Raw genomic sequence first — 24,990 nt, forward strand, 5'->3', positions numbered from 1 at the left:
CCACCGAGCGCAGGTGCAGGTCGGCCCCGGTGACGGCCTGGTCGCCGATCACCAGCGCCCGCACGCCGCCCTCGTCGGAGATCCGGACCAGCTTGCCGTCCGGGGTCCAGGACGGGACGCCCTGGAACAGCTCCAGCCAGACGTCGTCGCGCTCCTCGAACAGCACCTCGGTGGCGCCGGTGGCCACGTCGAGGCCGAGGATCAGCTGGCTGCGCTGGTCGCGGGCCTGGACGAGCAGCAGCGGCACGCCGCCCGCGGACCAGTGCACCCGGGCGAGGTACGGGTAGGCCGTGCGGTCCCAGACCACCTCGGTGCGGCCGCCGTCCAGGTCGAGCACCCAGAGGCCGACCTCGGCGTCGGCGGTGCCGGCAGCCGGGTAGGCAACCTCGGCGGGCTCGCGCTGCGGGTTGGCCGGGTCGGCGATCCACCAGCGGCGCACCGGGGTGTCGTCGGCGCGCTCGACCAGCAGCCGGTCGCCGTCGGGGGACCACCAGAAGCCCCGGTCGCGGCTCATCTCCTCCTGGGCGATGAACTCGGCCTGCCCCCAGGTGACGTTCGGGCCGTCGGGCTCGGCGAGCACCCGGTCGGCGGTGCCGTCGGTGCGGGTGAGGCGCAGTTCGCCGGCGGTGTTGGCGTAGGCGACGTGGCTGCCGTCCGGGGAGACCCGCGGGTCCAGCAGCGGGCCCTGGGCGGGCAGTTCGGCGGTGGCGCCGGTGGCCAGGTCGGCGGTGAACAGCCGGCCGGAGAGGGCGAAGGCGGCCAGTCGGCCGGCCGCGTCCAGGGCGTAGCCGACGATGCCGGCCGAGCCTTCGCGGCTGCGCTCGCGGCGGGCCTTCTCGGCGGGCGAGAGGTCCTCCTCGCCGCCGCCGAGCAGCACGGCCGGGTCGGCGGCGATCCGCTCCTCGCCGGTGGCGGTGTCGAGGGTCCAGAGCAGGTTGGCCCGGTCGCCGCCCGACCGGGAGCGCAGGAAGACGACCCGCGAGCCGTCCGGTGCGACGGAGAAGGAGCGGGGCGCGCCGACGGTGTAGCGCAGGGTCCGCGCGTACTGCCGGGGGAAGGTGTCCGCAGGGGTGTGGGAGGTCATGGCATCAGACCCTACGATGCCGTACTCCCGCTGCCGGGCGCCTGGTGATCACTCGTTCGGAGCATCGTTCCCGAGTGCGCCCCAAAGGCGCCCATACCCCCTCCGACCGGCCCATGCGCCCCACGAGTGCCCCCGTACCCCGGCGCGTGGAGACTCACCGAATGTAATGCTCCCCTTACCCATCGGGTATGACTGGTCGGGCGGGTGATCGTCGGGCCCGTCCCGGCCCCGGTCGCCCGACCGCAAGTCCCGTACGGTCCCACCGTCACCCTCCCCAGGGGGTGGCGCACCCGAGAAGGGGTGTGAGCCGACATGGCTTTGTCCGTCTCCGCAGCCATGCTGATGCTGGTCATCGTGGTGGTGCTGATCCGCCGCTCCGGGCTGAAGCTCGCGCACGCGATCATCTGCGCGCTGCTCGGCTTCTACCTGGCGTCCAGCTCGATCGCGCCGTCGATCAGCCAGGTCACCAGCAACCTCGCCGGGATGATCAACGGCCTGAAGCTCTGACCCCGCCACGGCGGTCGTTAGGCTTCCTCCCATGACCGCGACTACCGGCCGCCGCCTGCTCCTGGTGCACGCCCACCCCGACGACGAGTCGATCGGCAACGGCGCCACCATGGCCCGGTACGCCGCCGAGGGCGCCCAGGTCACCCTGGTGACCTGCACCCTCGGCGAGGGCGGCGAGGTGATCCCGCCCGGGCTGGCCCATCTGACGGCCGATCGGGAAGGAACCCTCGGCGCGTACCGGATCGGCGAGCTGACCGCGGCCATGCGCGCGCTCGGCGTCACCGACCTCCGCTTCCTCGGCGGCCCGGGCCGCTACCGCGACTCCGGGATGATGGGCCTGCCCGACAACGACGTGCCCGGCTGCTTCTGGCGGGCCGACGTCGACGAGGCGGCCGGCCACCTGGTCGCGGTGGTCCGCGAGGTCCGGCCGCAGGTGCTGGTCACCTACGACGAGAACGGCGGCTACGGGCACCCGGACCACATCCAGGCGCACCGGGTCGCGATGCGCGCGTACGAGCTGGCGGCCGATCCGACGCACCGCCCGGAGCTGGGCCCGGCCTGGCGGATCGCCAAGGTCTACTGGAACCGGATGCCCCGCTCGGTGATCGAGGCCGGGCTCGCCGAGACCGCCGCCCGGGCGCCCTTCCCCGGGACGGCCCGGCCGGCCGACGTTCCCGGGGTGGTGGCCGACGAGGTGGTCACCACCGTCCTGGACGGCTCCGCCTACGCCGGGCGCAAGGCCGCCGCGATGGCCGCGCACGCCACTCAGATCACCGTGGACGGCGCCTTCTTCGCGCTCTCCAACGACCTCGGCCAGCCGCTGGTCACCACCGAGTACTACCAGCTGGTACGCGGCCAGGCCGGGCCGGAGCGGCCCGAGGACGACCTGTTCGCCGGCCTGTCGCCCGCCGCCGACCCGCTGCCCACAACCGCCACCACCGCCACCGCCACCGCCACCGCCACCGCCGAGGAGAGCGTCCGATGACCGAGCCCGCCGCCGCCCGGCCGCCGCGCCGCTCGTTCCCGGCGGCCGTCCTCGGCACCCGCGAGGAACGGCTGGCCGAGCCTCAGCCCCCGCGCGGCGCCCGGATCACGGCCTACGCCCTGTTCTTCCTGCTGGGTGTCGCGGTGTCGGTCTGCGGATCCTTTGTGCAGGCCTTGTGGCCGCCCGTGGGGGTCCTGCTGGCGCTCGCCGCGACCGGCGCCACCTTCTACGGCGGCCTGCGGGTCACCGGCACCCGGCTGGGCGCGGCGCTGCCCGCGGCCGGCTGGTTCATGGCGATGCTGCTGGTGATCGTGCCCCGGCCGGAGGGCGACAACGTGCTGTGGTCCAACGCCACCTCGCTCGGCTGGCTGTTCGGCGGCTCGGTCCTGGGCGTGATCTGCGCCACCCTGCCGACCCGTAGCGGCTGGTTCCCGGGCGTTCCCGGCCCGCAGCGCTGAACCCGCCCGCGGGGCACGTACGGCACCGCGCACGACGCGCAGTCAGGAGCGCACGGCCGTACTCTCATACCGGAGGAACCGGACGTATCAGGATCTGTCCGAAGCCGTTCGTCGCTCTGTTCTTCCCAGTATGGTGGTCCCGCAGAACGCCGTACCCGACCGCCGCCCGCCCAGGCCCGGCGACCACGAACCGCGGTCGCGCCGCACGGCCCGCCCGCGAACCCGGAGCAGAGCAGCATTGAGCAGCCGCGAATCTGACAACGCCCACCCGACGCCCCGGCGTACGGGTCCGGACGCCTACCCGTCGGGCACCCCGCCCTACGGCACACCGGGACTCCCGGGCGGCGACCGGGCCGGTGCCGCCCAGGGCGCCGCGTCGGGCGGCGAGGACGACGGCCCGAAGACCGAGACCACCCTGACGACCCGGGTCCGGATCAACATCCCCGGGTCGCGTCCGATCCCGCCGGTCGTGGTCCGCAGCACCGTCAAGAACGAGGACGGCCCGGGCGAGGAGGCCCCGGCGGCCGCCCCCGAGCCGGGCGGCCCGCGGCACCGGTCCGCGCCCTCCTCCCCCGTCCTCGGGGTGATGGAGGGCGGCGCCCGCACGGCCACCCCGCCGGAGCTGCCGCCGGAGTGGCAGGTCCCGCCGATCCCGCCGGCGACGTCCGAGGCCGAGTCCACCGGCGCCTGGTTCCGGCCGCGGCAGAAGAAGGCCGAGCCGGCGCCGACCGCCGTACCGGCCGGTGCCCCGAACACCCCGGGCGCGCCGGAGGCCCCGGCCGCGCCCGCCGCCGCCGAGCCCCGGCCGACGGCCGCCCCGGCCCCCGGCGCCCGCCCGAACGGTGCCCGCCCCGCCCAGGGCGCGGCCCGTCCGAACGGCCGACCGGTGCCCGCCCAGGCCCCGAACCCGGCCCCGAACGGCTCGCCCGCCGCGCCGTTCCCCGCCGGCCCCGGTGCGCAGGCCCCGGCGGAGGAGCCCGGCGTGTACGAGGCCGCCTCCCCCTTCGCGCCGCCCACCGCCGACCCGTTCGCCCCGATGGCGCCCACGGCCGGAGCCCGCGGCCGGCGCGACGACCGCCCGCAGCAGGGCGCCCAGCAGAACGGCGGCCAGCAGAGCGGCAGGCAGCGCAACGGCCGGCAGCCCGACGGACGGCCGCAGCAGGGCCCGCGCCCGGGCGCCCGCCCGCAGGGCCCGGCGGCCGGCGCGACGGACCCGGAGGACACCTCGGTCGACGGCTTCGAGCCGATCCGCGAGGGCACCCCGCCGCCCGCCGCCATACCGGGCCTGCCGCAGAACGGCGCCGCGCACGGCGGCGAAGCCCGCCCGCAGCCCGGCCTGTTCGCCTCGGCCCCGGCCGGTGCCGACCCGTTCGCCGCCCAGCGCCCCGCCGGGCCGGGCCAGGACGCCTTCGCCCACCCGGCCCCCGGCGGGCTCTTCCCCGGCGCCCCCGGGCACCCGCAGCAGCAGCCCGGACCGGACCCGGAGGCCACCGAGCTCACCCCGCTGCCGACCCCCGCCCCGGGCTCCCGGCCCGCACCGCAGCCGGCCAAGACCGAGTCCGCGCCCGCGCCCGCGCCCGCCAAGGGTAAGGGCAAGGGCAAGGCCAAGCCGAAGGCCAGCGCCGGCAAGAAGCTGGTCAAGCTGGGCGTGTACGGCGTCGGCTTCGTGCTGTTCCTCGGCGCCGCCGCGTACGGCACCGGTCTGATGCTCAACCAGTCCGACATCCCCAAGGGCACCGTGGTGCTCGGCACCGACATCGGCGGCAACAGCCGCGACCAGGCGATCCACCAGCTCGACGAGACCGTCGGCAAGACCGGCCAGCAGCCGCTCAAGCTGAAGGTCGGCGACCAGGCGCTGAACCTCGACCCGACCGTCGCCGGGCTGAGCTTCGACACCACGGGCACCGTGGACGGCCTCGCCCAGCACAGCTACAGCCCGGTCGACGTCATCAAGTCGCTGAAGGGCGGCACCAAGGCGGTCGCACCGGACGTCAAGGTGGACCGGGCCAAGCTCAAGGCCGCCCTGGACACCCTGGCCTCCGGCTCGGGCCAGGGCCTTCAGGAGGGCTACGTCAAGTTCGCCGAGAACGGCGACCCGGTCGTGGTGCCCGGCCGGGCCGGCCAGGCCGTCGACTCGGCGAGCGCCCTCGACGTGGTCGAGCAGGCCTACCGCGACCGCGCCGCCGGCAAGCCCGACCAGCCGATCGCGCTCGCCGTCACGGCCGCCCAGCCCAAGGTCTCCCCGCAGGCCCTGCAAGCCGCCGCGGACAGCCTCGGCAGGTCCGCGCTCAACGGCAACGTGTACGTCCTGGCCGGCACCAAGAAGTGGATCTTCGGCAAGGTGGTCGCCGCCAAGACGCTCACGCTCGTCCCGGACGCCTCCGGCAAGATCGTGCCCAAGTGGGACCTCGACGCGCTGAACGGCCAGCTGGGCAGCGTGTTCGACAAGGTGAAGGTCAAGAAGAACGGCCAGACCGCCGCGATCACCCCGCAGGACGTCGCGGACGCCGTCACCTCGCTGCTCGACAAGACCGGCGAGAAGGACCGCACCTTCAAGTTCACCGTCGCCTGAGCAACGACCGCACCGATCGGGGGGCGGGCCGGCATCCGGCCCGCCCCTCGACAACTCCCCCTCCCGGTCAGCAAGATGTGACGCCACACCCTCCGCCACACCTTCCGCCACAGCCACCTCGGGGAGCACGCCGATGAGCCGCCGCCTCCAGCACCGGACGGCCCTGCTCGCCGGTCTCACCGCCCTGTCGCTCTCACTGACGCTCTGTTCGTGCGCCTCCGGCCAGGGCGGCGCCGCCGCGGACGGGCCGTCCGCCACCGGGGCCCCCAAGCTCACCTCGATCGACGTCAACCCGCGCGAGCGCTCCCAGCTGCGCCAGGGCGGCACCCTGCACCTGGCGATCGCCCAGTTCTCCCGCCAGTGGTCGCCGATCCAGACCGACGGCAGCGAGTCCTCGACGATCAGCGTCAGCAAGCCGCTGCTGCCGACCTTCTTCCGCTCCGACGCGGCCGGCACCCAGACCGTCAACCCGGCCTACCTGCAAGACGCCCACGCGGAGCTGCGGGACGGCCGGCAGGTCGTCGTCTGGACGCTCAACCCGAAGGCCCACTGGTCCGACGGCACCCCGATCACCTGGCGCGACCTCGAAGCCAACTGGCGCGCGCTGAACGGGAAGGACCCGGCCTACCGGCCCGCCAGCAACACCGGCTTCGAACAGGTCTCCTCGGTCGAGCGGGGCAAGGACGACTTCCAGGCGGTGATGACCTTCGACCGGCCGTTCTCCGAGTGGCAGTCGATGTTCAACGGCGCCGCCAACGCCCCGCTGCTGCCCGCGAGCCGGCTCGCCACCCCGGAGCTGTTCAACTCCGCCTACCTGGACGCGATCCCGGTCACCGCCGGCCCGTTCAAGGTCGAACGGCTGGACCGCGCCTCCCAGACCATCACCCTGGTCGCCGACCCCGCCTGGTGGGGCGACAAGCCGATGCTGGACCGGATCGTCTTCCACGCCATGCTGCCCAACGCCATGGCCCCCGCCTTCGCCAAGGGCGAGATCGACCTCTTCAACAACGGCCCGGACGTCGCTGGCTACCAGACCATCAAGAGCACCAAGGGCGCCGCCGTCCGCCGGGCCGGCGGGCCCGACTTCCGCCAGCTCACGCTCAACGCCCGCACCCCGGCGCTCAGCGACGCGACCGTCCGCCAGGCCGTCTTCCAGGCCGTCAACCGGGACGCCGTCATCCGCTCCGACCTGAACGGCCTGGACTGGCCCGCCGCCCCGCTCAACAACCACCTGCTGGTCGCCAACCAGAACGCCTACCGGGACAACTCCCTCGGCCTCAGCCGCTACGACCCCGCCGAGGCCGCCCGCAAGCTGGACGCGGCCGGCTGGCGGCTCGACGGCGACGTCCGCAAGCGCAACGGCCGCGAGCTGAACCTGCGGATGGTCATCCCGGCCGGCGTCACCCAGGCGCAGAGCGAGGCCGACAGCGCCACCAGGACGCTCAAGGACGTCGGCATCAAGGTCACCACGGTCACCGCCGCCGCCAACGAGTTCTTCGACAAGTACGTCAACCGCGGCGACTTCGACATCACCGCCTACTCGCTGCTCGGCACGCCCTTCCCGGCCAGCGGCAACCGCGCCGACTTCGTCCAGAACGGCGGCACCAACCACGTCGGCGCGGGCAGCCCGGCGGTGGACGCCGCCCTCGACCGGGCCGCCGCCGCACCCGACGCGGCCACCGCCTCCGAGGCGATCAACCAGGCCGACGGCGAGCTGTGGAAGGTGGCCGGCGTGCTGCCGCTCTACCAGCGCCCGCAGCTGTACGGCGCCCGCGCCAACCTCGCCAACATCGGCGCCCAGGGGCTGTCCGACATCGTCTGGGAGAACGTCGGCTTCGAGCGGTAGGCGGCGGCGACGCGTAGGCGCCCTCAGCCGTGCAGGGTCTCCCGCCAGAAGTGGCAGGCGCTGCGACGGCCCGGCAGTTCGGCGCCCTCGGCGTCCACCACCGGCACCAGCGGCGGGAGTTCGCTCAGGCAGCGGTCCTGCACCCGGTTGCAGCGCGGGTTGAACGCGCAGCCCTGCGGGACCTCCAGGAGGCTGGGCGGCAGGCCCTTGATGGCGTGGAGGTTCTGCCCCTTCTGGTCCAGCCGGGGGATCGAGTCGAGCAGGCCCCGGGTGTACGGGTGGGCGGGGCGCGCGTACAGGTCGCGCACCGGGGCCGTCTCGACGATCCGGCCCGCGTACATCACCGCGATCGTGTCCGCGACGTCGGCGACCACGCCGAGGTCGTGGGTGATCAGGATCAGCCCCATGTGGAACTCGTGCTGCAACTCGGCCAGCAGGTCCATCACCTGGGCCTGGACGGTGACGTCCAGCGCGGTGGTGGGCTCGTCCGCGATGATCAGGTCCGGCTCCATGGAGAGCGCCATGGCGATCATGATGCGCTGGCGCATGCCGCCGGAGAACTGGTGCGGGTAGTCGCCGACGCGCTGCCTGGCCGCCGGGATCCGCACCCGGTCCATCAGCTCGATGGCCCTCTCCCTGGCCTCCTTGCGGCTGGCGCCGCGGTGCACCTGGAACATCTCGCCGAGCTGGTAGCCCACGCTGAGCACCGGGTTGAGCGAGGACAGCGCGTCCTGGAAGATCATCGCGATCTTCTGGCCCCGGACGAACCGCCGGGCCTTGGAGCCCATGGTCAGCAGGTCCTCGCCGCGGTAGAGGATCCGCCCGCCGGTGATCCGCCCGGGCGGCACGTCCAGGATGCCCATGATCGCCTGCGCGGTCACCGACTTGCCCGAACCGGACTCGCCCAGCACCGCCAGCGTCTCCCCGGCCGACACCGAGTAGCTCACCCCGTTGACGGCCCTGGCCACGCCGTCCCGGGTACGGAACTCGACGTGCAGGTCGTCGACCTCCAGCAGCGGGGTCCCGGGCACCAGGTTCTCCCGACCGCCGCCGATCACCTCCACCATGTCCATCCGAGCAGCCCTCCCCCAGCGCGGCAGCGAGCACCTATACGCGCAGAGCAACTATCAACGACCCGACCCCACTTGCGGAATTGCGCGGCACGTCTCTTTTCCATCACAAGAAAGGGCGCACCCCCGGTGCGGGGGCGCGCCCTGGATCCCGCGAGCCGCTAACCGGGCCCGGCATCCCCCTGCCCAGCCTCGCGCTCCGCCGCGCCCTGCCCAGCCTCGCGCTCCGCCGCGCCCTGCCCAGCCTCGCGCTCCGCCGCGCTCTGCCCAATCTCGCGCTCCGCAGCGAAGTGACACGCCGAGTCGTGCCGGGCCGCCCCGCCCAGCCAGGACGGCGAGGCGAGCAGCGGGATCTCGGCCGCGCAGCGGTCCTGCGCCTTCCAGCAGCGGGTGCGGAAGCGGCAGCCGGACGGCGGGTTGGCCGGCGAGGGCACGTCCCCGGTGAGCACGATCCGGTCCCGCGACTCCCGGGCCGTCGGGTCCGGCACGGGGACGGCGGAGAGCAGCGCCTGGGTGTACGGGTGGGTGGCGTGGTCGTAGATCTCGGCATCGCTGCCAATCTCGACCATCTTGCCGAGGTACATCACGCCGACCCGGTCCGAGATGTGCCGGACGATGGAGAGGTCGTGCGCGATGAACATGTACGAGAGGTTGAACTCGCCCTGCAGCTTGTCCAGCAGGTTGATCACCTGCGCCTGGACGGACACGTCCAGCGCGGAGACCGGCTCGTCGCAGATGATGATCTCCGGCTTGAGCGCCAACCCCCGTGCGATGCCGATGCGTTGGCGCTGCCCGCCGGAGAACTGGTGCGGATAGCGGTTGATGTACTCGGGGTTGAGCCCGACCACGTCCAGCAGGTCCTGGACGGCCTTGCGGCGGTCGCCCTTGGGCGCCACCTCGGGGTGGATCTCGAACGGCTCCCCGATGATGTCGCCGACCGTCATGCGCGGGTTCAGCGAGGTGTACGGGTCCTGGAACACCATCTGGATGTTGCGGCGGACGGCCTTCAGCGCCGCCCCGGACAGCCGGGAGATCTCCTCTCCCTTGTAGCGGACCGATCCCCCGGTGGCCGGCTCCAGGTTCATCAGCACCTTGGCCAGCGTGGACTTCCCGCAGCCGGACTCGCCGACGACGCCCAGCGTCTCGCCCTGCCTCAGGTCGAAGGAGACCCCGTCGACGGCCTTCACGGCGCCGACCTGCTTCCTGAACAGCACGCCCTTGGTCAGCGGGAAGTGCTTGACCAGGTCCCGGACTTCGAGGATCGGCTCGCCGCGCGGCACCTCCTGGGCGAAGGCGGCCTCCTCCGGCACCGCGGCGCCCAGTGCGCTGGACCCGTTAGCGGCCATGGAGGGTCTCCTTCCAGAAGAAGCAGGCGCTGCCCCGCCCGGCCAGCGGGGCGCCGTCGTCCTCGGCGACCGGGTACAGCTCCGGCACCTCGGCCCGGCAGCGGTCCTGCGCCCGCGGGCAGCGCGGGTTGAAGGCGCAGCCCTGGGGGATCCGCAGCAGGTTGGGCGGCAGGCCCTTGATGGCGTACAGCTCCTGGCCCTTCTGGTCCAGCCGCGGGATGGAGTCCAGCAGGCCGCGGGTGTACGGGTGCGCGGGGCGCGCGTACAGGTCGTGCACCGGGGCGGTCTCGACGATCCGGCCGGCGTACATCACGGCGATCTTGTCGGCGACGTCGGCGACCACGCCGAGGTCGTGGGTGATCAGGATCAGGCCCATGTGGAACTCCGCCTGGAGCTCCGCGAGCAGGTCCATCACCTGGGCCTGCACGGTGACGTCCAGCGCGGTGGTGGGCTCGTCCGCGATGATCAGGTCCGGTTCCAGGGCCAGCGCCATGGCGATCATGATGCGCTGGCGCATGCCGCCGGAGAACTGGTGCGGGTAGTCGTTCACCCGCTGCTTGGCCGCCGGGATACGCACCCGCTCCATCAGCTCGACGGCCTTCTCCTTGGCCTCCTTGCGGGACGCCCCCCGGTGGGCGCGGAACATCTCGCCGAGCTGGAAGCCCACCGTCAGCACGGGGTTGAGCGAGGACAGCGCGTCCTGGAAGATCATCGCGATCTTCTGGCCGCGGATCCTGCGCCGCTCCTCGTTGCCCATCTTCAGCATGTCCCGGCCGCGGAAGCGGATCTCCCCGCGCGGGATCCGGGCCGGCGGCATGTCCAGGATGCCCATGATCGCCTGCGCGGTCACCGACTTGCCCGAGCCGGACTCGCCGAGCACCGCGAGCGTCTCCCCCGCCCGGACGCTGTAGTCGACCCCGTTGACCGCCTTGGCCACGCCGTCCCGGGTGACGAACTCGACGTGCAGGTCGCGGACGTCGAGCAGCGGCCCCTCGTACGACGCGGCCCGCTCGGACCTGGTGGCGTCCACGGCTGTACTCACGTTGCGCTCCCCTCGCTCAGCGAAGCTTCGGGTCTAGGGCGTCGCGCACCGCGTCGCCCAGCATGATGAAGGCCAGCACGGTGACGGAGAGCGCCACGGCCGGGAAGAACAGCACGTACGGCGCCGTCCGGATCACCTTCTGGGCGGAGGAGATGTCGATGCCCCAGGAGATGGTCGGGTCCTGCAGCCCGATGCCGAGGAAGCTCAGCGTCGCCTCGGTGGCGATGTAGCCGCCGAGCGCGATGGTGGCGACGACGATCACGGGGGCGATGGCGTTCGGCAGGATGTGCCGGAACATCAGCCGCCCCGTCCCGGCGCCGAGCGCCCGGCCGGCCACCACGTAGTCGGACTGTTTGACGGTCAGCACGGCGCCGCGCATGACGCGGGCGATCTGGGTCCAGCCGAGGAAGGCCAGCGCGATGACCACGCTCCACACCGTTCGGGTGGTGAAGGCGTTCAGCAGCACCAGGGCGCCGAGCAGCAGCGGGAGGCCGAAGAAGATGTCGGTGATCCGGGAGATCACCGCGTCGACGGCGCCGCCGAAGTAGCCGGCGACCATGCCGGCCAGTCCACCGAGCACGGTGACCGCCAGGGTCACGCAGATGCCGACGGTGATCGAGGCCCGGGCGCCGTACACCACCCGGGCGTAGATCGACCGGCCCTGCCCGTCGTAGCCGAACCAGCCGGCGCCGAAGAAGTCCGTCCAGTCCGGCCGCCTGAGGTAGTCGTGGATCAGGTCGGCCTTGCGCGGGTCGGCGTCGGTGAACGCCCAGGGGAAGATCGCCATGACGACCAGCAGCAGGATCAGCACGGCGGAGATCAGGAAGATCGGCCGCCGGCGCAGGTCCCGCCAGGCGTCGCCCCAGAGGCTGCGGGCCTCCTCCCGCTTGGCCGGGTCGGGCTCGACCAGGGTCTCCTGCTCGACCGCCATGCCCTGCTCCCCGGCGTAGTCGAGGTGTGAGACCCCGGGCTTGGGGTGCGGCTCGTAGGAGTTCTCGTCGTGGATGTCAGGCATAGCGGATCCTCGGGTCCAGGACCGCGTAGAGCAGGTCGACGAGCAGGCTGGCGACGAGGTAGACGATCACCAGGACGGTCACGATGCCGACCACGGTGGGGCCTTCCTTCTGGTTGATCGCCCGGTACAGGACGTTGCCGACGCCCTGCACGTTGAAGATGCCCTCGGTGACGATCGCCCCGCCCATCAGGGCGCCGAGGTCGGTGCCGAGGAAGGTGACCACCGGGATCAGCGAGTTGCGCAGCAGGTGGCGGGAGATGACGGTCCGCCGGGGCAGGCCCTTGGCGACCGCCGTGCGGATGTAGTCGGCCCGCAGGTTCTCGCCGATGGACGTCCGGGTGAGCCGGGCGACGTACGCGAGCGAGAGCGAGCCCAGCACGATCGCGGGCAGGATCAGCTGGGAGAGGTCGGTGGAGTCCTGCACCGTCGGGGTGACCCAGCCGAGGTTGGTGGCGAAGATCGTCTGTGCGATGTAGGCCAGCACGAAGACCGGGATCGAGATCACCACCAGGGTGAGGATCAGCACCAGGGTGTCCTGGATGCTGCCGCGCCGGAGGCCGGAGGCCATGCCGAGGGCGAGGCCGAGGACCACTTCGAAGACGAAGGCCATCAGCGCGAGCCGGATGGTGACCGGGAAGGCGGTCGCCATGATCTCGGAGACGGGACGGCCGGTGAAGCTCGTCCCGAAGTCCCCCTGGAAGAGGTTCCCCATGTAGTGCAGGTACTGCTTCCAGACCGGCTGGTCCAGGAAGTACTTGTGCTTGATGCTGGCCACGATGGCCGGGTCGGCGGCCTTCTCGCCGAACAGCGCCGACACCGGGTCGCCCGGCAGCGTGTAGACCATCAGGAAGATCAGCAGCGTGGTGCCAAAGAACACCGGGATCATCTGCAGCACCCGCCGCAGCACGTAACTGCCCATCCGAGCCTCCTTCCTAGACGTGCCCTGGGTGCACGGCCGGCCGGGGACGGTCGGCCGGGAGGGCCGGGCCCCGCCCTCCGTGCGGGAAGGGCGGGGCCGGCGCGAGGGGTCGGGGGATCAGCCCTTGACCTCGACCTGGGTCCAGGCCGGGTTGCCGAAGGAGTCGAACTTCACGTTCTGCACCTTGGTCGAGTAACCCGAGTTGGTGCGGTAGTACCAGAGCGGGATGGCCGGCATCCCGCTCGGCAGCACCGCCTCGGCCTGCTGGTAGCCGGTCACCGTGTCGGCGACGCTGGCGGCCTCGTCGGCCTTGGTGGCCGCCTGGTCGAACTGCGGGTTGCTGTAGCCGAAGTCGTTGGACGCGGCGCCGGTGCGGTACACGTCGGACAGGAAGTTGGCGTTCAGCGGGTAGTCCTGCACCCAGCCGGTGCGGAAGGCGCCGTTGACCTGGTGCCCGGTGATCGCGGCGCGCGCGGTCTTGAAGTCGGGCTTCGGGTCGCCGAGGCACTCGACGCCGGTGCTCTGCCGGATCGAGTTGCAGACCGCGTCGACCCACTCCTTGTGGCCGCCGTCGGAGTTGTAGGTGATCAGCAGCTTGTTGCCGGGGACGCCGCCGCCGTCGCTGATCAGCTGCTTGGCCTTCGCCGGGTCGAACTTGCAGAAGTCGCCGCAGGCGCCGTCCTTGTAGCCCTCGACGCCCTCGGCCACCCAGGCGGTGGCCGGCTTGCGGGAGTTCTGCAGCACCGTCTTGGTGATGGTGTCGCGGTCGATCGCCATGGACAGGCCCTGGCGCACCTTGGCCTTGTCGGGCGCGGCCCAGTCGGCCTGGTAGAGGGTGAAGCCGATGTTCTGGATGGCGCCCTGCGGGGCGTCGATCGCCCGGTCGCCGAGGTCGCTCTTGTACGTCGCCAGCGCGGACGGCGGCACCTGGTCCATCACGTCCAGGTTGCTGGACTGGAGGTCGGCGTAGGCGGCCTCGGACGTGGTGTACATCTTGAAGACGATGCCGCCGTTCTTCGGCTTGTCGACGCCCTGGTAGTCCGGGAAGGCCTTGGTGACGACCTCGGAGTTGTGGTTCCAGCTGACGAACTGGTAGGGGCCGTTGCCCACCGGCTTCTGCCCGTACCCGGTCGGGTCGTTGAAGAAGGCGTCCGGCAGCGGGGAGAAGGCGATGTAGCCGAGCTTGTACTCGAAGTACGAGACCTTGTTGCTGAGCTTGACGGTGAAGTGCAGGTCGTCGACCACGGTCAGGCCGGACATCTTGGTCGCGGTCGGCTGGCCGCTGACGGGGTGGACGTTCTGGTAGCCCTCGATGTCGGAGAACCAGGAGCTGTTGATCTGGTTGTTGCTGGTGGTCGCGCTCCAGTTCCAGGAGTCCACGAAGTTCTTGGCGTGCACCGGCGTGCCGTCGTGGAACTTCCAGCCGTCCTTCAGCGTGACGTCGAAGGTCTGGGAGTCACTGGTGTCGATCTTGTCGGCGACCTGCATCCGGATCTTGGCGGTGGCGGGGTCGTAGTCGACCAGCCCCTTGAAGAGGTTCTGGATGATGCGACCACCGCCGACCTCGTTCGCGTTGGCGGGCTGCAGCGGGTTCTGCGGCTCACTGCTCTGGTAGCTGAAGCTCTTGCTGCTGTCCGACGAGCTGTTGCTGCTTCCGCCGCCGCCGCTGCTGCACCCGGTGGCCACCAGGGCCACAGATGTCGCAGCGGCGAGGACCCAGCGAGCACGGGCGGCTACGGGCATGGAGGTCCCTCCTCGTGGTGTGTGTCGCATCACACCCCATGAGAAGCGCGCCCGGTCGACGGCGCGAGTCGAATGCACCCGGACGGGTGCGTTGAGCGCCCCGCGAGTTGACGGAACGACGGAAGGGCCCGCGGCGCGAAGCCACGGGCCCTTCCGGGGATGCCACGGGGAGTCAGGCGGCGGCCGGCTCCCGGACCTCGGCGAAGTGACAGGCCGACTCGTGCGCGGCCGGGCCCTTCAGCACCGAGGGCACCGCGAGCAGCGGGATCTCCTCGGCGCAGCGGTCCTCCGCCTTCCAGCAGCGGGTGCGGAAGCGGCAGCCGGACGGCGGGTTGGCCGGCGAGGGGATGTCACCGGTCAGGATGATCCGGTCGCGGTTCTCGCGCGCCGTCGGGTCCGGCACCGGCACCGCGGAGAGCAGCGCCTGGGTGTACGGGTGGGTGGCGTTGTCGTAGATCTGCTCGTCGGTGCCGATCTCGACCATCTTGCCGAGGTACATCACGCCGACGCGGTCGGAGATGTGCCGGACGATGGAGAGGTCGTGCGCGATGAACATGTACGACAGGCCGAAGTCGCCCTGCAGCTTCTCCAGCAGGTTGATCACCTGCGCCTGGACCGACACGTCCAGGGCGGAGACCGGCTCGTCGCAGATGATGATCTCGGGCTTGAGCGCGAGACCGCGGGCGATGCCGATGCGCTGGCGCTGGCCGCCGGAGAACTGGTGCGGGTACCGGTTGATGTACTCCGGGTTCAGACCCACGACGTCCAGCAGGTCCTGGACGGCCTTGCGGCGGTCGCCCTTGGGCGCCACCTCGGGGTGGATCTCGAACGGCTCCCCGATGATGTCGCCGACCGTCATGCGCGGGTTCAGCGAGGTGTACGGGTCCTGGAACACCATCTGGATGTTGCGGCGGACGGCCTTGAGGGCCTGGCCGGACAGCTTGGAGATGTCCTCGCCCTTGAACAGCACCTGGCCGGAGGTCGCCCGCTCCAGGTTCATCAGCACCTTGGCCAGCGTGGACTTGCCACAGCCGGACTCGCCGACGATGCCGAGCGTCTCGCCCTTCGCCAGCTCGAAGGAGATGCCGTCGACCGCCTTGACCGCGCCGACCTGCTTCTTGAAGAGGATGCCCTGGCTCAGCGGGTAGTGCTTGACCAGGTCCTTGACCTCCAGGATGGGCTCAGCCATGGAGGGTCTCCTTCCAGAGGTGGCACGCGCTGCGGCGGCCGGTGAGCTCCTTGCCGTCCTTGTCGGTCACCTGGTGCAGCGCCGGGATCTCCGTGCGGCACAGGTCGGTGGCGACGTCACAGCGGGGGTTGAACGCGCAGCCGGCCGGGACCTTCAGCAGGTTCGGGGGCAGGCCCTGGATCGCGTAGAGCTCCTGACCCTTCTGGTCCAGGCGCGGGATCGAGCGGAGCAGGCCCTTGGTGTACGGGTGCGCCGGGTTGGCGTACAGGTCGTGCACCGGGGCGGTCTCGACGATCCGGCCGGCGTACATCACGGCGATCTTGTCCGCGACGTCGGCGACCACGCCGAGGTCGTGGGTGATCAGGATCAGGCCCATGTTGTACTCGGCCTGGAGCTCCGCGAGCAGGTCCATCACCTGGGCCTGGACGGTGACGTCCAGGGCGGTGGTGGGCTCGTCCGCGATGATCAGGTCGGGCTGCATCGAGAGCGCCATGGCGATCATGATGCGCTGGCGCATGCCGCCGGAGAACTGGTGCGGGTAGTCGCCGACGCGCTGCCTGGCGGCCGGGATGCGCACCCGGTCCATCAGCTCGATGGCCTTCTCCTTGGCGTCCTTCTTGGAGGCGCCCTGGTGCACCCGGAACATCTCGCCGAGCTGGTAGCCCACGCTGAGCACGGGGTTGAGCGAGGACAGCGCGTCCTGGAAGATCATCGCGATCTTCTGGCCGCGGATCCTGCGCCGCTCCTCGTTGCCCATCTTGAGCATGTCCTGGCCGCGGTACAGGATCTCGCCCTGCGTCACCTTGCCGGGCGGCATGTCCAGGATGCCCATGATGGTCTGGGCGGTCACGGACTTGCCGGAGCCGGACTCTCCGAGCACGGCGAGCGTCTCGCCGGCCGCGACGGAGTAGTTGACGCCGTTCACGGCCTTCGCGATGCCGTCCCGGGTGTGGAACTCCACGTGGAGGTTCTTGACCTCCAGCAGCGGGGTGCCAACTTCGAGTCGGCCGCTCTTCTGGTTGTTGTTCTCGATCACGGTGGTCATCGGGTCGTCACCTCTTCTCTCAGCGGAGCTTCGGGTCGAGGGCGTCGCGCACCGCGTCGCCGAGCATGATGAAGGCCAGAACCGTGAGGCTCAGCATTCCGGCGGGGAAGAACAGGGCGAACGGGGCGGTCCGGATCACCTTCTGGGCGGTGTTGATGTCGATGCCCCAGGAGATGGTCGGGTCCTGCAGACCGATGCCGAGGAAGCTCAGCGTCGCCTCGGTGGCGATGTAGCCGCCGAGCGCGATGGTGGCGACGACGATCACCGGGGCGACCGCGTTCGGCAGGATGTGCTTCCACAGGATCCGGCTGGTGCCGGCGCCGAGCGCCTTGGCGGCCGTCACGAAGTCGGCCTGCTTGACCGTGATGACCGAACCGCGCATGACACGGGTCATCTGGGTCCAGCCCAGGGAGACCAGCGCGAAGACCACGCTCCAGATGGTGCGCGAGGTGAAGGCGTTGAGGATGACCAGGGCGCCGAGCAGCAGCGGGATGCCGAAGAAGATGTCGGTGACCCGGGAGATGATCGTGTCGACCCAGCCACCGAAGTAGCCGGCCAGCATGCCGGTGATGCCACCGAGGATGGTCACACCCGCCGTGACGCAGATGCCGACGACGACCGAGGCGCGGGCGCCGTAGATCACCCGGGCGTAGATACTGCGGCCCTGGAGGTCGTAGCCGAACCAGTCCGCCTGGAAGAAGTGGCTGTAGTTCGGCTTGGTCAGGTAGTGCAGACGCAGGTCGCCGGCGCGCGGGTCCGCCGAGGTGAACAGCCCGGGGGCGATCGCGATGACGATCAGCAGCAGGATCAGCAGCGCGGAGATCACGAAGATCGGCTTGCGGCGCAGGTCGTGCCAGGCGTCGGAGCCGAGGCTGCGGGCCTTCTCGGGCTTGGCCGCCGGGGTGTCGGCGCCACGCTGGGCCGGGATCTCCTCGGCCGTCTTCTTCTCGGTCAGGTCAGGCATAACGGATCCTCGGGTCCAGGACCGCGTAAAGCAGGTCGACGATCAGGCCGGCGGCCAGGTACACGAGCACCAGGAAGGCCACGAAGCCGGCGACCGTCGGGCCCTCCTTGTGGTTGATCGCCGCGTAGAGCGCGTTGCCGATGCCCTTGACGTTGAAGATGCCCTCGGTCACGATCGCGCCACCCATCAGGGCGCCCAGGTCGGTGCCGAGGAAGGTGACCACCGGGATCATCGAGTTGCGGAGCAGGTGGGTGCCGATCACCTTGCGCCGGGGCAGGCCCTTGGCCACCGCGGTGCGGACGTAGTCGGCCTTGATGTTCTCGGCTATGGAGGTACGGGTGAGACGCGCCACGTACGCCAGCGACAGCGAGCCGAGCACGAACGCCGGCAACACCAGCTGGGTGATGTCGTTGCTGTCCTGGACGGTCGGCGTGACCCACTTCAGGTTCTGCCCGAAGACCGTCTGGAAGATGAAGCCCAGCACCGGAACCGGGATCGAGATCAGCAGCAGGGTCAGGACCAGGGTGCTCTTGTCGAACGCCTTGCCGCGGCGCAGACCGGCGAAGAGGCCGATGGTGACGCCGAGCACGATCTCGATGGCGAACGCGAACAGCGCCAGCCGGGTGGTGACCGGCAGCGCATCGGTGATCACGTCGAGCACCGGCCGCTGGTCCAGGGTGGTTCCGAAGTCACCGGTGAGCAGCTTCCCCATGTAGTCGAGGTACTGCTGGACCAGCGGCTTGTCGAAGCCCATCTGGTGCCTCAGAGCGGCGAGCTGGGCCGGGTCCGGCGCCTTGTCGCCCCACATCGCGGCCACCGGGTCACCCGGCAGCGCGTGCACCATGAAAAAGATGAGCGCGGTCGTTCCGAGGAAGACCGGGATCATCTGGAGCAGTCGCCTTGCGACAAAGCGCCCCATCGTGCCTCCATGTATGACTCTGCCGGGCCCGTCATCCCGGCCAGAGATAAGTCGGCGTGCCAACGGCCGGTGCCAGTCCTCGCCCTTGTGGGGATGGGACGGGCACCGGCCGTTGTCACCGGGTCAGGCGGTGCCGACCGATTACTTCTTCTTGACCTCGACGTCGGTGTAGACCGGGTTGCCGAAGGAGTCGAACTTCACGTTCTGGACGTTGTTGGACCAGCCGGAGCTGGTCTTGTAGTACCAGAGCGGGATGGCCGGCATGTCCTTGGCCAGGACGGCCTCGGCCTGCTGGTAGAGCTCGGTGGTCTTCTCCACCGTGGTGGCCGCGTCGGCCTCCTTCGAGAGCTTGTCGAACTCCGGGCTGGAGTAGCCGGCGTCGTTCGCCGCCGCACCGGTGCCGTAGACGTCGCGCAGGAAGTTGGCGTTCAGCGGGTAGTCCTGCACCCAGCCGGTACGCATCATGCTCGACACCTGACGCTTGGTCACGATGTCGCGCGAGGTCTTGAAGTCCGGCTTCGGGTCACCGAGGCACTCGACGCCGGTGGCCTGGCGGATCGAGTTGCAGACCGCGTCGACCCACTCCTTGTGACCACCATCGGAGTTGTAGAGGATGGTGATCTTGTTGCCGGGCACACCGTTGCCCTCGGCGATCAGCTGCTTGGCCTTGGCCGGGTCGTACTTGCAGGCGTCACCGCAGGCGCCGGCCTTGTAGCCCATGACGCCGGGCGCCACGAAGCCGTCGGCGGGCTGACGCGTGCCGTTCAGCACGGTCTTGGTGATGGTGTCGCGGTCGATGGCCATCGACAGGCCCTGGCGGACCTTGGCCTTCTCCGGCGCGTTCCAGTCGGCGTTGTACAGCGCGAAGGAGATGTTCTGGATGGCGCCCTGCGGCTGGTCGACCGCGCGCTTGCCCAGGTCGTCCTTGTACTTGGGCAGGTCGGTCGAGTCGACCTGGTCCAGGACGTCGAGGGTGTCCGACATCAGGTCCTTGTACGCGGCCTCACCGGCGGTGTAGTTCCGGAAGACGATGCCGCCGTTCTTGGCCTTGTTCGTGCCCGCGTACTTGTCGAAGGCGGCCAGGGTGATGGCCTTGTTGTGCTCCCACGACACGAACTTGTACGGGCCGTTGCCGACCGGCTTCTGGCCGTAGCCCGCCGGGTCGGAGAAGAACCCGGTCGGCAGCGGGTAGAAGGCCGAGTAGCCGAGCTTGTACGTGAAGTACGAGACCGGGCTGCTCAGCTCGATGGTGAAGTGCGTGTCGTCGACGACCTTCAGACCGGACATGGTGTCGGCGGTCGGGTCACCCTTCTCCGGGTGAACGGCGTCGTAGCCGACGATGTCGGAGAACCAGTCCGAGTTGATCTGGTTGTTCTTGGTGTTCGCCGACCAGTTCCAGGAGTCCACGAAGGACTTGGCCGTCACCGGGGTGCCGTCGTGGAAGGTCCAACCGGACTTCAGCGTGACGGTGTAGTTCTTGGCGTCAGTGGTCTCGATCTTGTCGGCCACCTGGTTACGCAGGGCGCCGGTGGCGGGGTCGTAGTCGACGAGGCCCTGGAAGAGCTGCTTGACGATGCGGCCGCCCTGGTTCTCCATGGCGTTGGCCGGCTGCAGCGGACGCTGCGGCTCGCCGCTCTGGTAGCTGAACACGCCCTGGGCGTTGACCGCAGCGCCATCGGAGCTGCTCCCACCGGTGGAACCGCCACTGCTACAAGCAGTCGCGGCGAGGGCGACCGCAACAGCTGCGACAACCCACTTGGCCTGGCTCCCACCACGCATCGGTGTGCCTCCTGAATTCGACGTTGCAACGAGGAGGGCACTGCGGACGGGTGTTACCTGGCCCGCTGTGCCGTCCGCGCTCGTGGTTTCGGCGCGCACCCCTGCGCGTCACCCTTGACCCGAGCCTGACTGCACCCACTATCCGTCACGCACGGACACGAAAGTGACCAGTGACGATCTCAATTAGGTCACATGAACAGTCGGTAAGTTTCGAAAACCGGACATAAGAGACATAGCCAGACAGGCACCAAACGGACAGTCGTCATGAATGACGAACTGTCACGTTCGCTCAGCGGACACCTGGGAGTGATGAGCGCTATTCCGTTAATACGCCCGTCGACAACTTGGAGTAGTTGAAAAAGTTCGCCCCCCTCTCCATGGGAAAGGGGGGCGAAGCATTCCGGCCAAAGGCCGGTCAAGCCGTCCGGATCACGCCTTCTTGGCGCGCGAGGCGGTGCGGCCGCGGTCCTTCGCGTCGAGGACGACCTTACGGATGCGAACCGTCTCCGGGGTCACCTCGATGCACTCGTCCTCGCGGCAGAACTCCAGCGACTGCTCCAGCGAGAGCTTGCGCGGCGGGACGATCGACTCGGCCACGTCTGCGTTCGAGGAACGCATGTTGGTGAGCTTCTTCTCCTTGGTGATGTTGACGTCCATGTCGTCGGCGCGCGAGTTCTCGCCGACGATCATGCCCTCGTACACCTCGGTGCCCGGCTCGCAGAAGAGCACGCCGCGCTCCTGGAGGTTGGTCATCGCGAAGGCGGTGACCACACCGGACCGGTCGGCGACCAGCGAACCGTTGTTGCGGGTGGTCAGGGTGCCGAACCACGGCTCGTGGCCCTCGTGGATCGAGTGCGCGATGCCGGTGCCGCGGGTGCTGGTGAGGAACTCGGTCCGGAAACCGATCAGACCGCGGGACGGGACGACGAACTCCATCCGGACCCAGCCCGAACCGTGGTTGGACATGTTGTCCATCCGGCCCTTGCGGACGCCCATGAGCTGCGTGACCGCGCCCATGTGCTCCTCCGGCACGTCCACCGTGAGGCGCTCGACCGGCTCGTGGGTCTTGCCGTTGACCTGCTTGGTGACGACCTGCGGCTTGCCGACGGTCAGCTCGAAGCCCTCGCGGCGCATGGTCTCGATCAGGATGGCCAGCGCCAGCTCACCACGGCCCTGCACCTCCCAGGCGTCCGGGCGCTCGGTCTCCAGGACGCGCAGCGAGACGTTACCGATCAGCTCGCGGTCCAGGCGGTCCTTCACCTGGCGGGCGGTGACCTTGCGGTCCACCTTGCCGCTGGACTTCGCGTCCGCGCCCTTGCCGCTGCCGCCACGGCCGACCAGCGGCGAGGTGTTGGTGCCGATGGTCATCGAGATGGCCGGCTCGTCCACCGTGATCAGCGGCAGCGCGATCGGGTTCTCCGGGTCGGCGAGGGTCTCGCCGATCATGATCTCGGAGATGCCGGCGACGGCGCAGATGTCACCCGGGCCCGCCACCTCGGCCGGCTTGCGGGTGAGCGCCTCGGTCATCAGCAGCTCCGAGATGCGGACGCTGGAGATGGTGCCGTCGCGCTTGATCCAGGCCACGGTCTGGCCCTTGCGCAGCTCGCCCTGCTCGACGCGCAGCAGCGCGATGCGGCCGAGGAAGTTGTCGGCGTCGAGGTTGGTGACGTGGGCCTGGAGCGGCGCGTCGGCCTCGTACGTCGGGGCCGGGACGTGCTCCAGCAGGGTGGAGAAGAACGGCTCCAGGCTGGTGCTGTCGGCCGGGACGGTGCCGTTCTCCGGCTTGGTCAGCGAGGCGACGCCGTCACGGGCACAGGCGTAGACGATCGGGAACTCGATCTGGTCCTCGTCCGCGTCCAGGTCCAGGAACAGGTCGTAGGTCTCGTTGATGACCTCGTCGATCCGGGAGTCCGGGCGGTCCGTCTTGTTGATGCAGAGGATGACGGGCAGCCGGGCGGTGAGCGCCTTGCGGAGCACGAAGCGCGTCTGCGGCAGCGGGCCCTCGGAGGCGTCGACCAGCAGGACGACGGCGTCCACCATCGACAGACCGCGCTCGACCTCGCCACCGAAGTCGGCGTGGCCCGGGGTGTCGATGATGTTGATGGTGATCGGCGCGCCACCATCCTTCGGGTGGTACTTGACGGCGGTGTTCTTCGCGAGAATGGTGATGCCCTTCTCGCGCTCCAGGTCGTTCGAGTCCATCATCCGGTCGTCGAGGTGCTGGTGGGCGGCGAAGGCGCCGGCCTGCTTCAGCATGGCGTCGACCAGAGTGGTCTTGCCGTGGTCGACGTGGGCGACGATAGCGACGTTGCGGATGTCGTTGCGCGTGGGCATGCCTAGCTGATTCTCCTGGAATCGTGGGTTGCGGCGCCCGGCCGCGAGACGCCGACCAGCGATCCCTCTGGATCGCCGCCGCCCGTTCCGCCTGCTACTACCGGTCCACCCGCCGTGGCAACGGACATGCCTCGGCTTCCTCCTATCGTACGGGGAAGCGCCCAGGTGAGCAGAAACGGGCAGGTCGGGCGGGATCAAGATCACAGACAGGTCACCCGTTCGTCACCCGGTGTTCGCTCTCCGACCGGCTCCGACGGGCCCGGGGAACGGGCTCAGCCGCTCCACCCCACGTCCTGGAAGCGCGGCCAGCCGTACCCCCAGACCCCGGCGCCCGCGACGCCCGCCCGGACGCCGACCAGCTCGGGCCGCTGGTAGAGCGGCACCGAGTGGCCGAGCTGCCAGATCCGCACGTCCGCCTCCTGGAGCAGGCCGAGCCGGGCGGCCGGGTCGAGCTCGGCGGTGGCGCGGTCGAAGAGCCGGTCGATCTCCTCGGTTCCGCTGCGGGCGTAGTTGCTGCCGGGGTCGAGGGTGCCGTCGGCGTCGGGCCGTGGCTTGGCGTAGACGGGCCGCTGCTCGCTCGCCGGGCTGGTGCCGGCGGGCCAGGAGAACAGGGCGAGGTCGTACTCCCCGGCGGCCAGCTGGTCCTGGACGAAGGTGTCGGCGGACGCCGTCACGGCCTTCACCTCGACACCGGACTCGCCGAGGTCGGCGGTGAGCGCGTCGGCGGTCCGCTTGGCGGTCGCGGAGCCGGCCGGGACGAGCAGGGTGAGGGTGAGCTCCTTGTCGTCCTTGGTGCGGGTGCCGCCGGTGTCGGGCCGCTTCCAGCCCGCCTCGTCGAACAGCCGGGCTGCGTCGGCCGGGCCGGCGGCCGCACTGTTGTCGCGGTAGCCGTCCTGGTCGCCGGCGAGCAGGTGGCTGCCCAGCGGGGCGCCGGGCAGGCCGAGCGGGGTGAGCGCGGCGTCGGCGATCCGCCGCCGGTCGACGGCGCGGGTCAGGGCGAGCCGCAGGGCCGGGTCGGCGAGCGGGCCGTGGGCGGAGTTGAGGGTGAGCTGGGTGAGCGAGGCGCCGACGGCCCGGTGCACGATGACGCCGTGCAGTCCCTCGGCCCGCCGCAGGGCCAGCGCCGCGGCCTCGGGTGCGGCGCCCGGGGGCGCCGCCTCGGCGGTCGGCGTACCGGAGGCGGCCGGGGTGTCGGTCGGCGTGGCGGAGGCGGTGGGCGTTGCGGAGGCGGCCGGAGCGGGCGCGGGCACCGCCTGGTCCACCGCCGCGGTGAGCGGGGCGATGTCCAGCCGGTTCTGGTCGAGCGCGTCCAGCCGGCCCTCCGGCGGCGCGGCGATGAACTCGATCCGGTCGGTCTTCGGCTGGTCCCCCCACCACCGCGGGTTGCGGGCGAGGACGACCTGCCCGCCCGCGGCGTCGTACCCGGAGACGGTGTACGGCCCGGCGCTCAGGTGCTCGCCGCCGGTCAGCGCCCGGTTGAACGCGGCCGGGGTGGCCGTCTCGGCCGCCGGGTAGAGCGGGCCGAACAGCGAGCGCCATTCGGCGTACGGGCGCCGGAAGGTCACCCGGACTTCGTGCGGGTCGGCGCCCTGGGCGATCGCCTCGATGGCGTCGTACCCGGCCGGGCGGCCGCCCTGGTAGGCCGGGTCGAGGCCGGAGAGGGCGGCCCGCTGGGCGGTCAGGTCGGCGGCCGTGAGCGGGGTGCCGTCGCTCCAGACCGCGCGCGGGTTGAGCCGGTAGGTGACGACCTGCGGCTGCTTCCCGGGCGGGGTGGACTCGGCGCCGACCAGGTAGTCCGGGTCGGGGACGAGCCGGCCGTGCCCGTCGGGCCGGAACAGCGAGGGGTAGAGGGCGTGCGCGAGCAGTGCCGAGTCGGCGGTCGCCTCGCCCTGGTAGACGTTGAGCGTGGCCGGGACGCCGTCCACGGCCCAGCGCAGCCTGCCGCCGCCCCGGACGGCGGTGCGGTCGGCGGTCCGGACGTCCCCGGTGCCGGAGGTGGGGTCGGCCGAGGCCGGCGCGGGGTCGGGGGTACGGGCCGGATCCGGGCCGTCGGAGCAGCCGCCGAGGCCGGCGGCGAGCAGCAGCGCGACGGCTGCGGTGGTGAGCTGGCGGACGCGCATGGCGGCCATGGAACGCCGTCCGGGTGCCCGGGCCCGGGCCGACACGGCGGACC

19 protein-coding genes are annotated in these 24,990 nt (G+C 70.8%); 5 read left to right on the plus strand and 14 right to left on the minus strand.

Annotated features, from left to right (window positions below; all coding sequences use genetic code 11):
- A partial coding sequence (locus tag ACFWPT_RS21420) for a DPP IV N-terminal domain-containing protein (protein WP_380483519.1) occupies positions 1-1,084 on the minus strand: 1,084 nt, incomplete at its 3' end.
- 312 nt (positions 1,085-1,396) lie between these two features.
- On the opposite strand from ACFWPT_RS21420, the gene ACFWPT_RS21425 reads away from it, so the two are divergent.
- The 5 genes from ACFWPT_RS21425 to ACFWPT_RS21445 all read left to right on the plus strand — a co-directional run bounded on the left by ACFWPT_RS21425 (position 1,397) and on the right by ACFWPT_RS21445 (position 7,452).
- Positions 1,397-1,591 carry a DUF2304 family protein gene (locus ACFWPT_RS21425; RefSeq protein WP_063347949.1) on the plus strand — a complete coding sequence of 65 codons (195 nt, stop codon included), beginning with the start codon at positions 1,397-1,399 and terminating at the stop codon, positions 1,589-1,591.
- A 31-nt stretch (positions 1,592-1,622) separates the two neighbouring features.
- The gene (gene mshB, locus ACFWPT_RS21430; RefSeq protein WP_380483521.1) at positions 1,623-2,576 is read left to right on the plus strand and encodes an N-acetyl-1-D-myo-inositol-2-amino-2-deoxy-alpha-D-glucopyranoside deacetylase; all 954 of its coding nucleotides are present in this window, start codon (positions 1,623-1,625) and stop codon (positions 2,574-2,576) included.
- On the plus strand, positions 2,573-3,034 hold the full coding sequence (locus ACFWPT_RS21435) for a DUF6113 family protein (protein ID WP_380374689.1): 462 nt from the start codon (positions 2,573-2,575) through the stop codon (positions 3,032-3,034). The genes mshB and ACFWPT_RS21435 overlap by 4 nt, the downstream gene beginning before the upstream one ends.
- Before the next feature lie 238 nt (positions 3,035-3,272).
- Positions 3,273-5,606, plus strand: a complete 2,334-nt coding sequence (locus ACFWPT_RS21440; protein ID WP_380483523.1) for a peptidoglycan binding domain-containing protein — start codon at positions 3,273-3,275, stop codon at positions 5,604-5,606.
- Between the two features lie 133 nt (positions 5,607-5,739).
- The gene (locus tag ACFWPT_RS21445; protein WP_380483525.1) at positions 5,740-7,452 is read left to right on the plus strand and encodes an ABC transporter family substrate-binding protein; all 1,713 of its coding nucleotides are present in this window, start codon (positions 5,740-5,742) and stop codon (positions 7,450-7,452) included.
- A gap of 23 nt (positions 7,453-7,475) precedes the next feature.
- Here ACFWPT_RS21445 and ACFWPT_RS21450 read toward each other — a convergent pair whose 3' ends face one another.
- The 13 genes from ACFWPT_RS21450 to ACFWPT_RS21510 all read right to left on the minus strand — a co-directional run bounded on the left by ACFWPT_RS21450 (position 7,476) and on the right by ACFWPT_RS21510 (position 24,937).
- Positions 7,476-8,525, minus strand: a complete 1,050-nt coding sequence (locus ACFWPT_RS21450; protein WP_363372537.1) for an ABC transporter ATP-binding protein — start codon at positions 8,523-8,525, stop codon at positions 7,476-7,478.
- 158 nt (positions 8,526-8,683) lie between these two features.
- The gene (locus tag ACFWPT_RS21455; protein ID WP_380483527.1) at positions 8,684-9,868 is read right to left on the minus strand and encodes an ABC transporter ATP-binding protein; all 1,185 of its coding nucleotides are present in this window, start codon (positions 9,866-9,868) and stop codon (positions 8,684-8,686) included.
- Positions 9,858-10,910: an ABC transporter ATP-binding protein gene (locus ACFWPT_RS21460; protein ID WP_063347954.1), complete on the minus strand. Its 1,053-nt coding sequence runs from the start codon at positions 10,908-10,910 to the stop codon at positions 9,858-9,860. Before ACFWPT_RS21460 ends, ACFWPT_RS21455 begins: the two co-directional genes overlap by 11 nt.
- 16 nt (positions 10,911-10,926) lie before the next feature.
- A complete protein-coding gene (locus tag ACFWPT_RS21465) occupies positions 10,927-11,841 on the minus strand; it encodes an ABC transporter permease (RefSeq protein WP_063351165.1) in 915 nt (304 codons plus the stop codon).
- Between the two features lie 76 nt (positions 11,842-11,917).
- Positions 11,918-12,844: an ABC transporter permease gene (locus ACFWPT_RS21470; protein ID WP_063347955.1), complete on the minus strand. Its 927-nt coding sequence runs from the start codon at positions 12,842-12,844 to the stop codon at positions 11,918-11,920.
- A gap of 117 nt (positions 12,845-12,961) precedes the next feature.
- Complete coding sequence (locus ACFWPT_RS21475; RefSeq protein WP_380374694.1) at positions 12,962-14,587, minus strand: ABC transporter substrate-binding protein; 1,626 nt, start codon at positions 14,585-14,587, stop codon at positions 12,962-12,964.
- A 172-nt stretch (positions 14,588-14,759) separates the two neighbouring features.
- Positions 14,760-15,776: a dipeptide ABC transporter ATP-binding protein gene (locus ACFWPT_RS21480; protein WP_350879925.1), complete on the minus strand. Its 1,017-nt coding sequence runs from the start codon at positions 15,774-15,776 to the stop codon at positions 14,760-14,762.
- Positions 15,769-16,821, minus strand: coding sequence for an ABC transporter ATP-binding protein (locus tag ACFWPT_RS21485; RefSeq protein WP_363585425.1), 1,053 nt, complete (start codon positions 16,819-16,821; stop codon positions 15,769-15,771). The genes ACFWPT_RS21480 and ACFWPT_RS21485 overlap by 8 nt, the downstream gene beginning before the upstream one ends.
- 19 nt (positions 16,822-16,840) lie before the next feature.
- The gene (locus ACFWPT_RS21490) at positions 16,841-17,785 is read right to left on the minus strand and encodes an ABC transporter permease (protein WP_363621417.1); all 945 of its coding nucleotides are present in this window, start codon (positions 17,783-17,785) and stop codon (positions 16,841-16,843) included.
- Positions 17,778-18,704 (minus strand): ABC transporter permease, encoded by a 927-nt coding sequence (locus ACFWPT_RS21495; RefSeq protein ID WP_363372519.1) that lies wholly within the window; start codon positions 18,702-18,704, stop codon positions 17,778-17,780. Before ACFWPT_RS21495 ends, ACFWPT_RS21490 begins: the two co-directional genes overlap by 8 nt.
- A 141-nt stretch (positions 18,705-18,845) precedes the next feature.
- Positions 18,846-20,483 (minus strand): ABC transporter substrate-binding protein, encoded by a 1,638-nt coding sequence (locus ACFWPT_RS21500; protein WP_363372516.1) that lies wholly within the window; start codon positions 20,481-20,483, stop codon positions 18,846-18,848.
- 429 nt (positions 20,484-20,912) lie between these two features.
- The gene (typA, locus tag ACFWPT_RS21505; RefSeq protein WP_063347962.1) at positions 20,913-22,817 is read right to left on the minus strand and encodes a translational GTPase TypA; all 1,905 of its coding nucleotides are present in this window, start codon (positions 22,815-22,817) and stop codon (positions 20,913-20,915) included.
- 272 nt (positions 22,818-23,089) lie between these two features.
- A complete protein-coding gene (locus ACFWPT_RS21510) occupies positions 23,090-24,937 on the minus strand; it encodes an ABC transporter family substrate-binding protein (protein WP_380483530.1) in 1,848 nt (615 codons plus the stop codon).
- Positions 24,938-24,990 lie beyond the last annotated feature (53 nt).

It is taken from the genome of Kitasatospora sp. NPDC058478, assembly GCF_042720345.1.
Taxonomy (GTDB): domain Bacteria; phylum Actinomycetota; class Actinomycetes; order Streptomycetales; family Streptomycetaceae; genus Kitasatospora.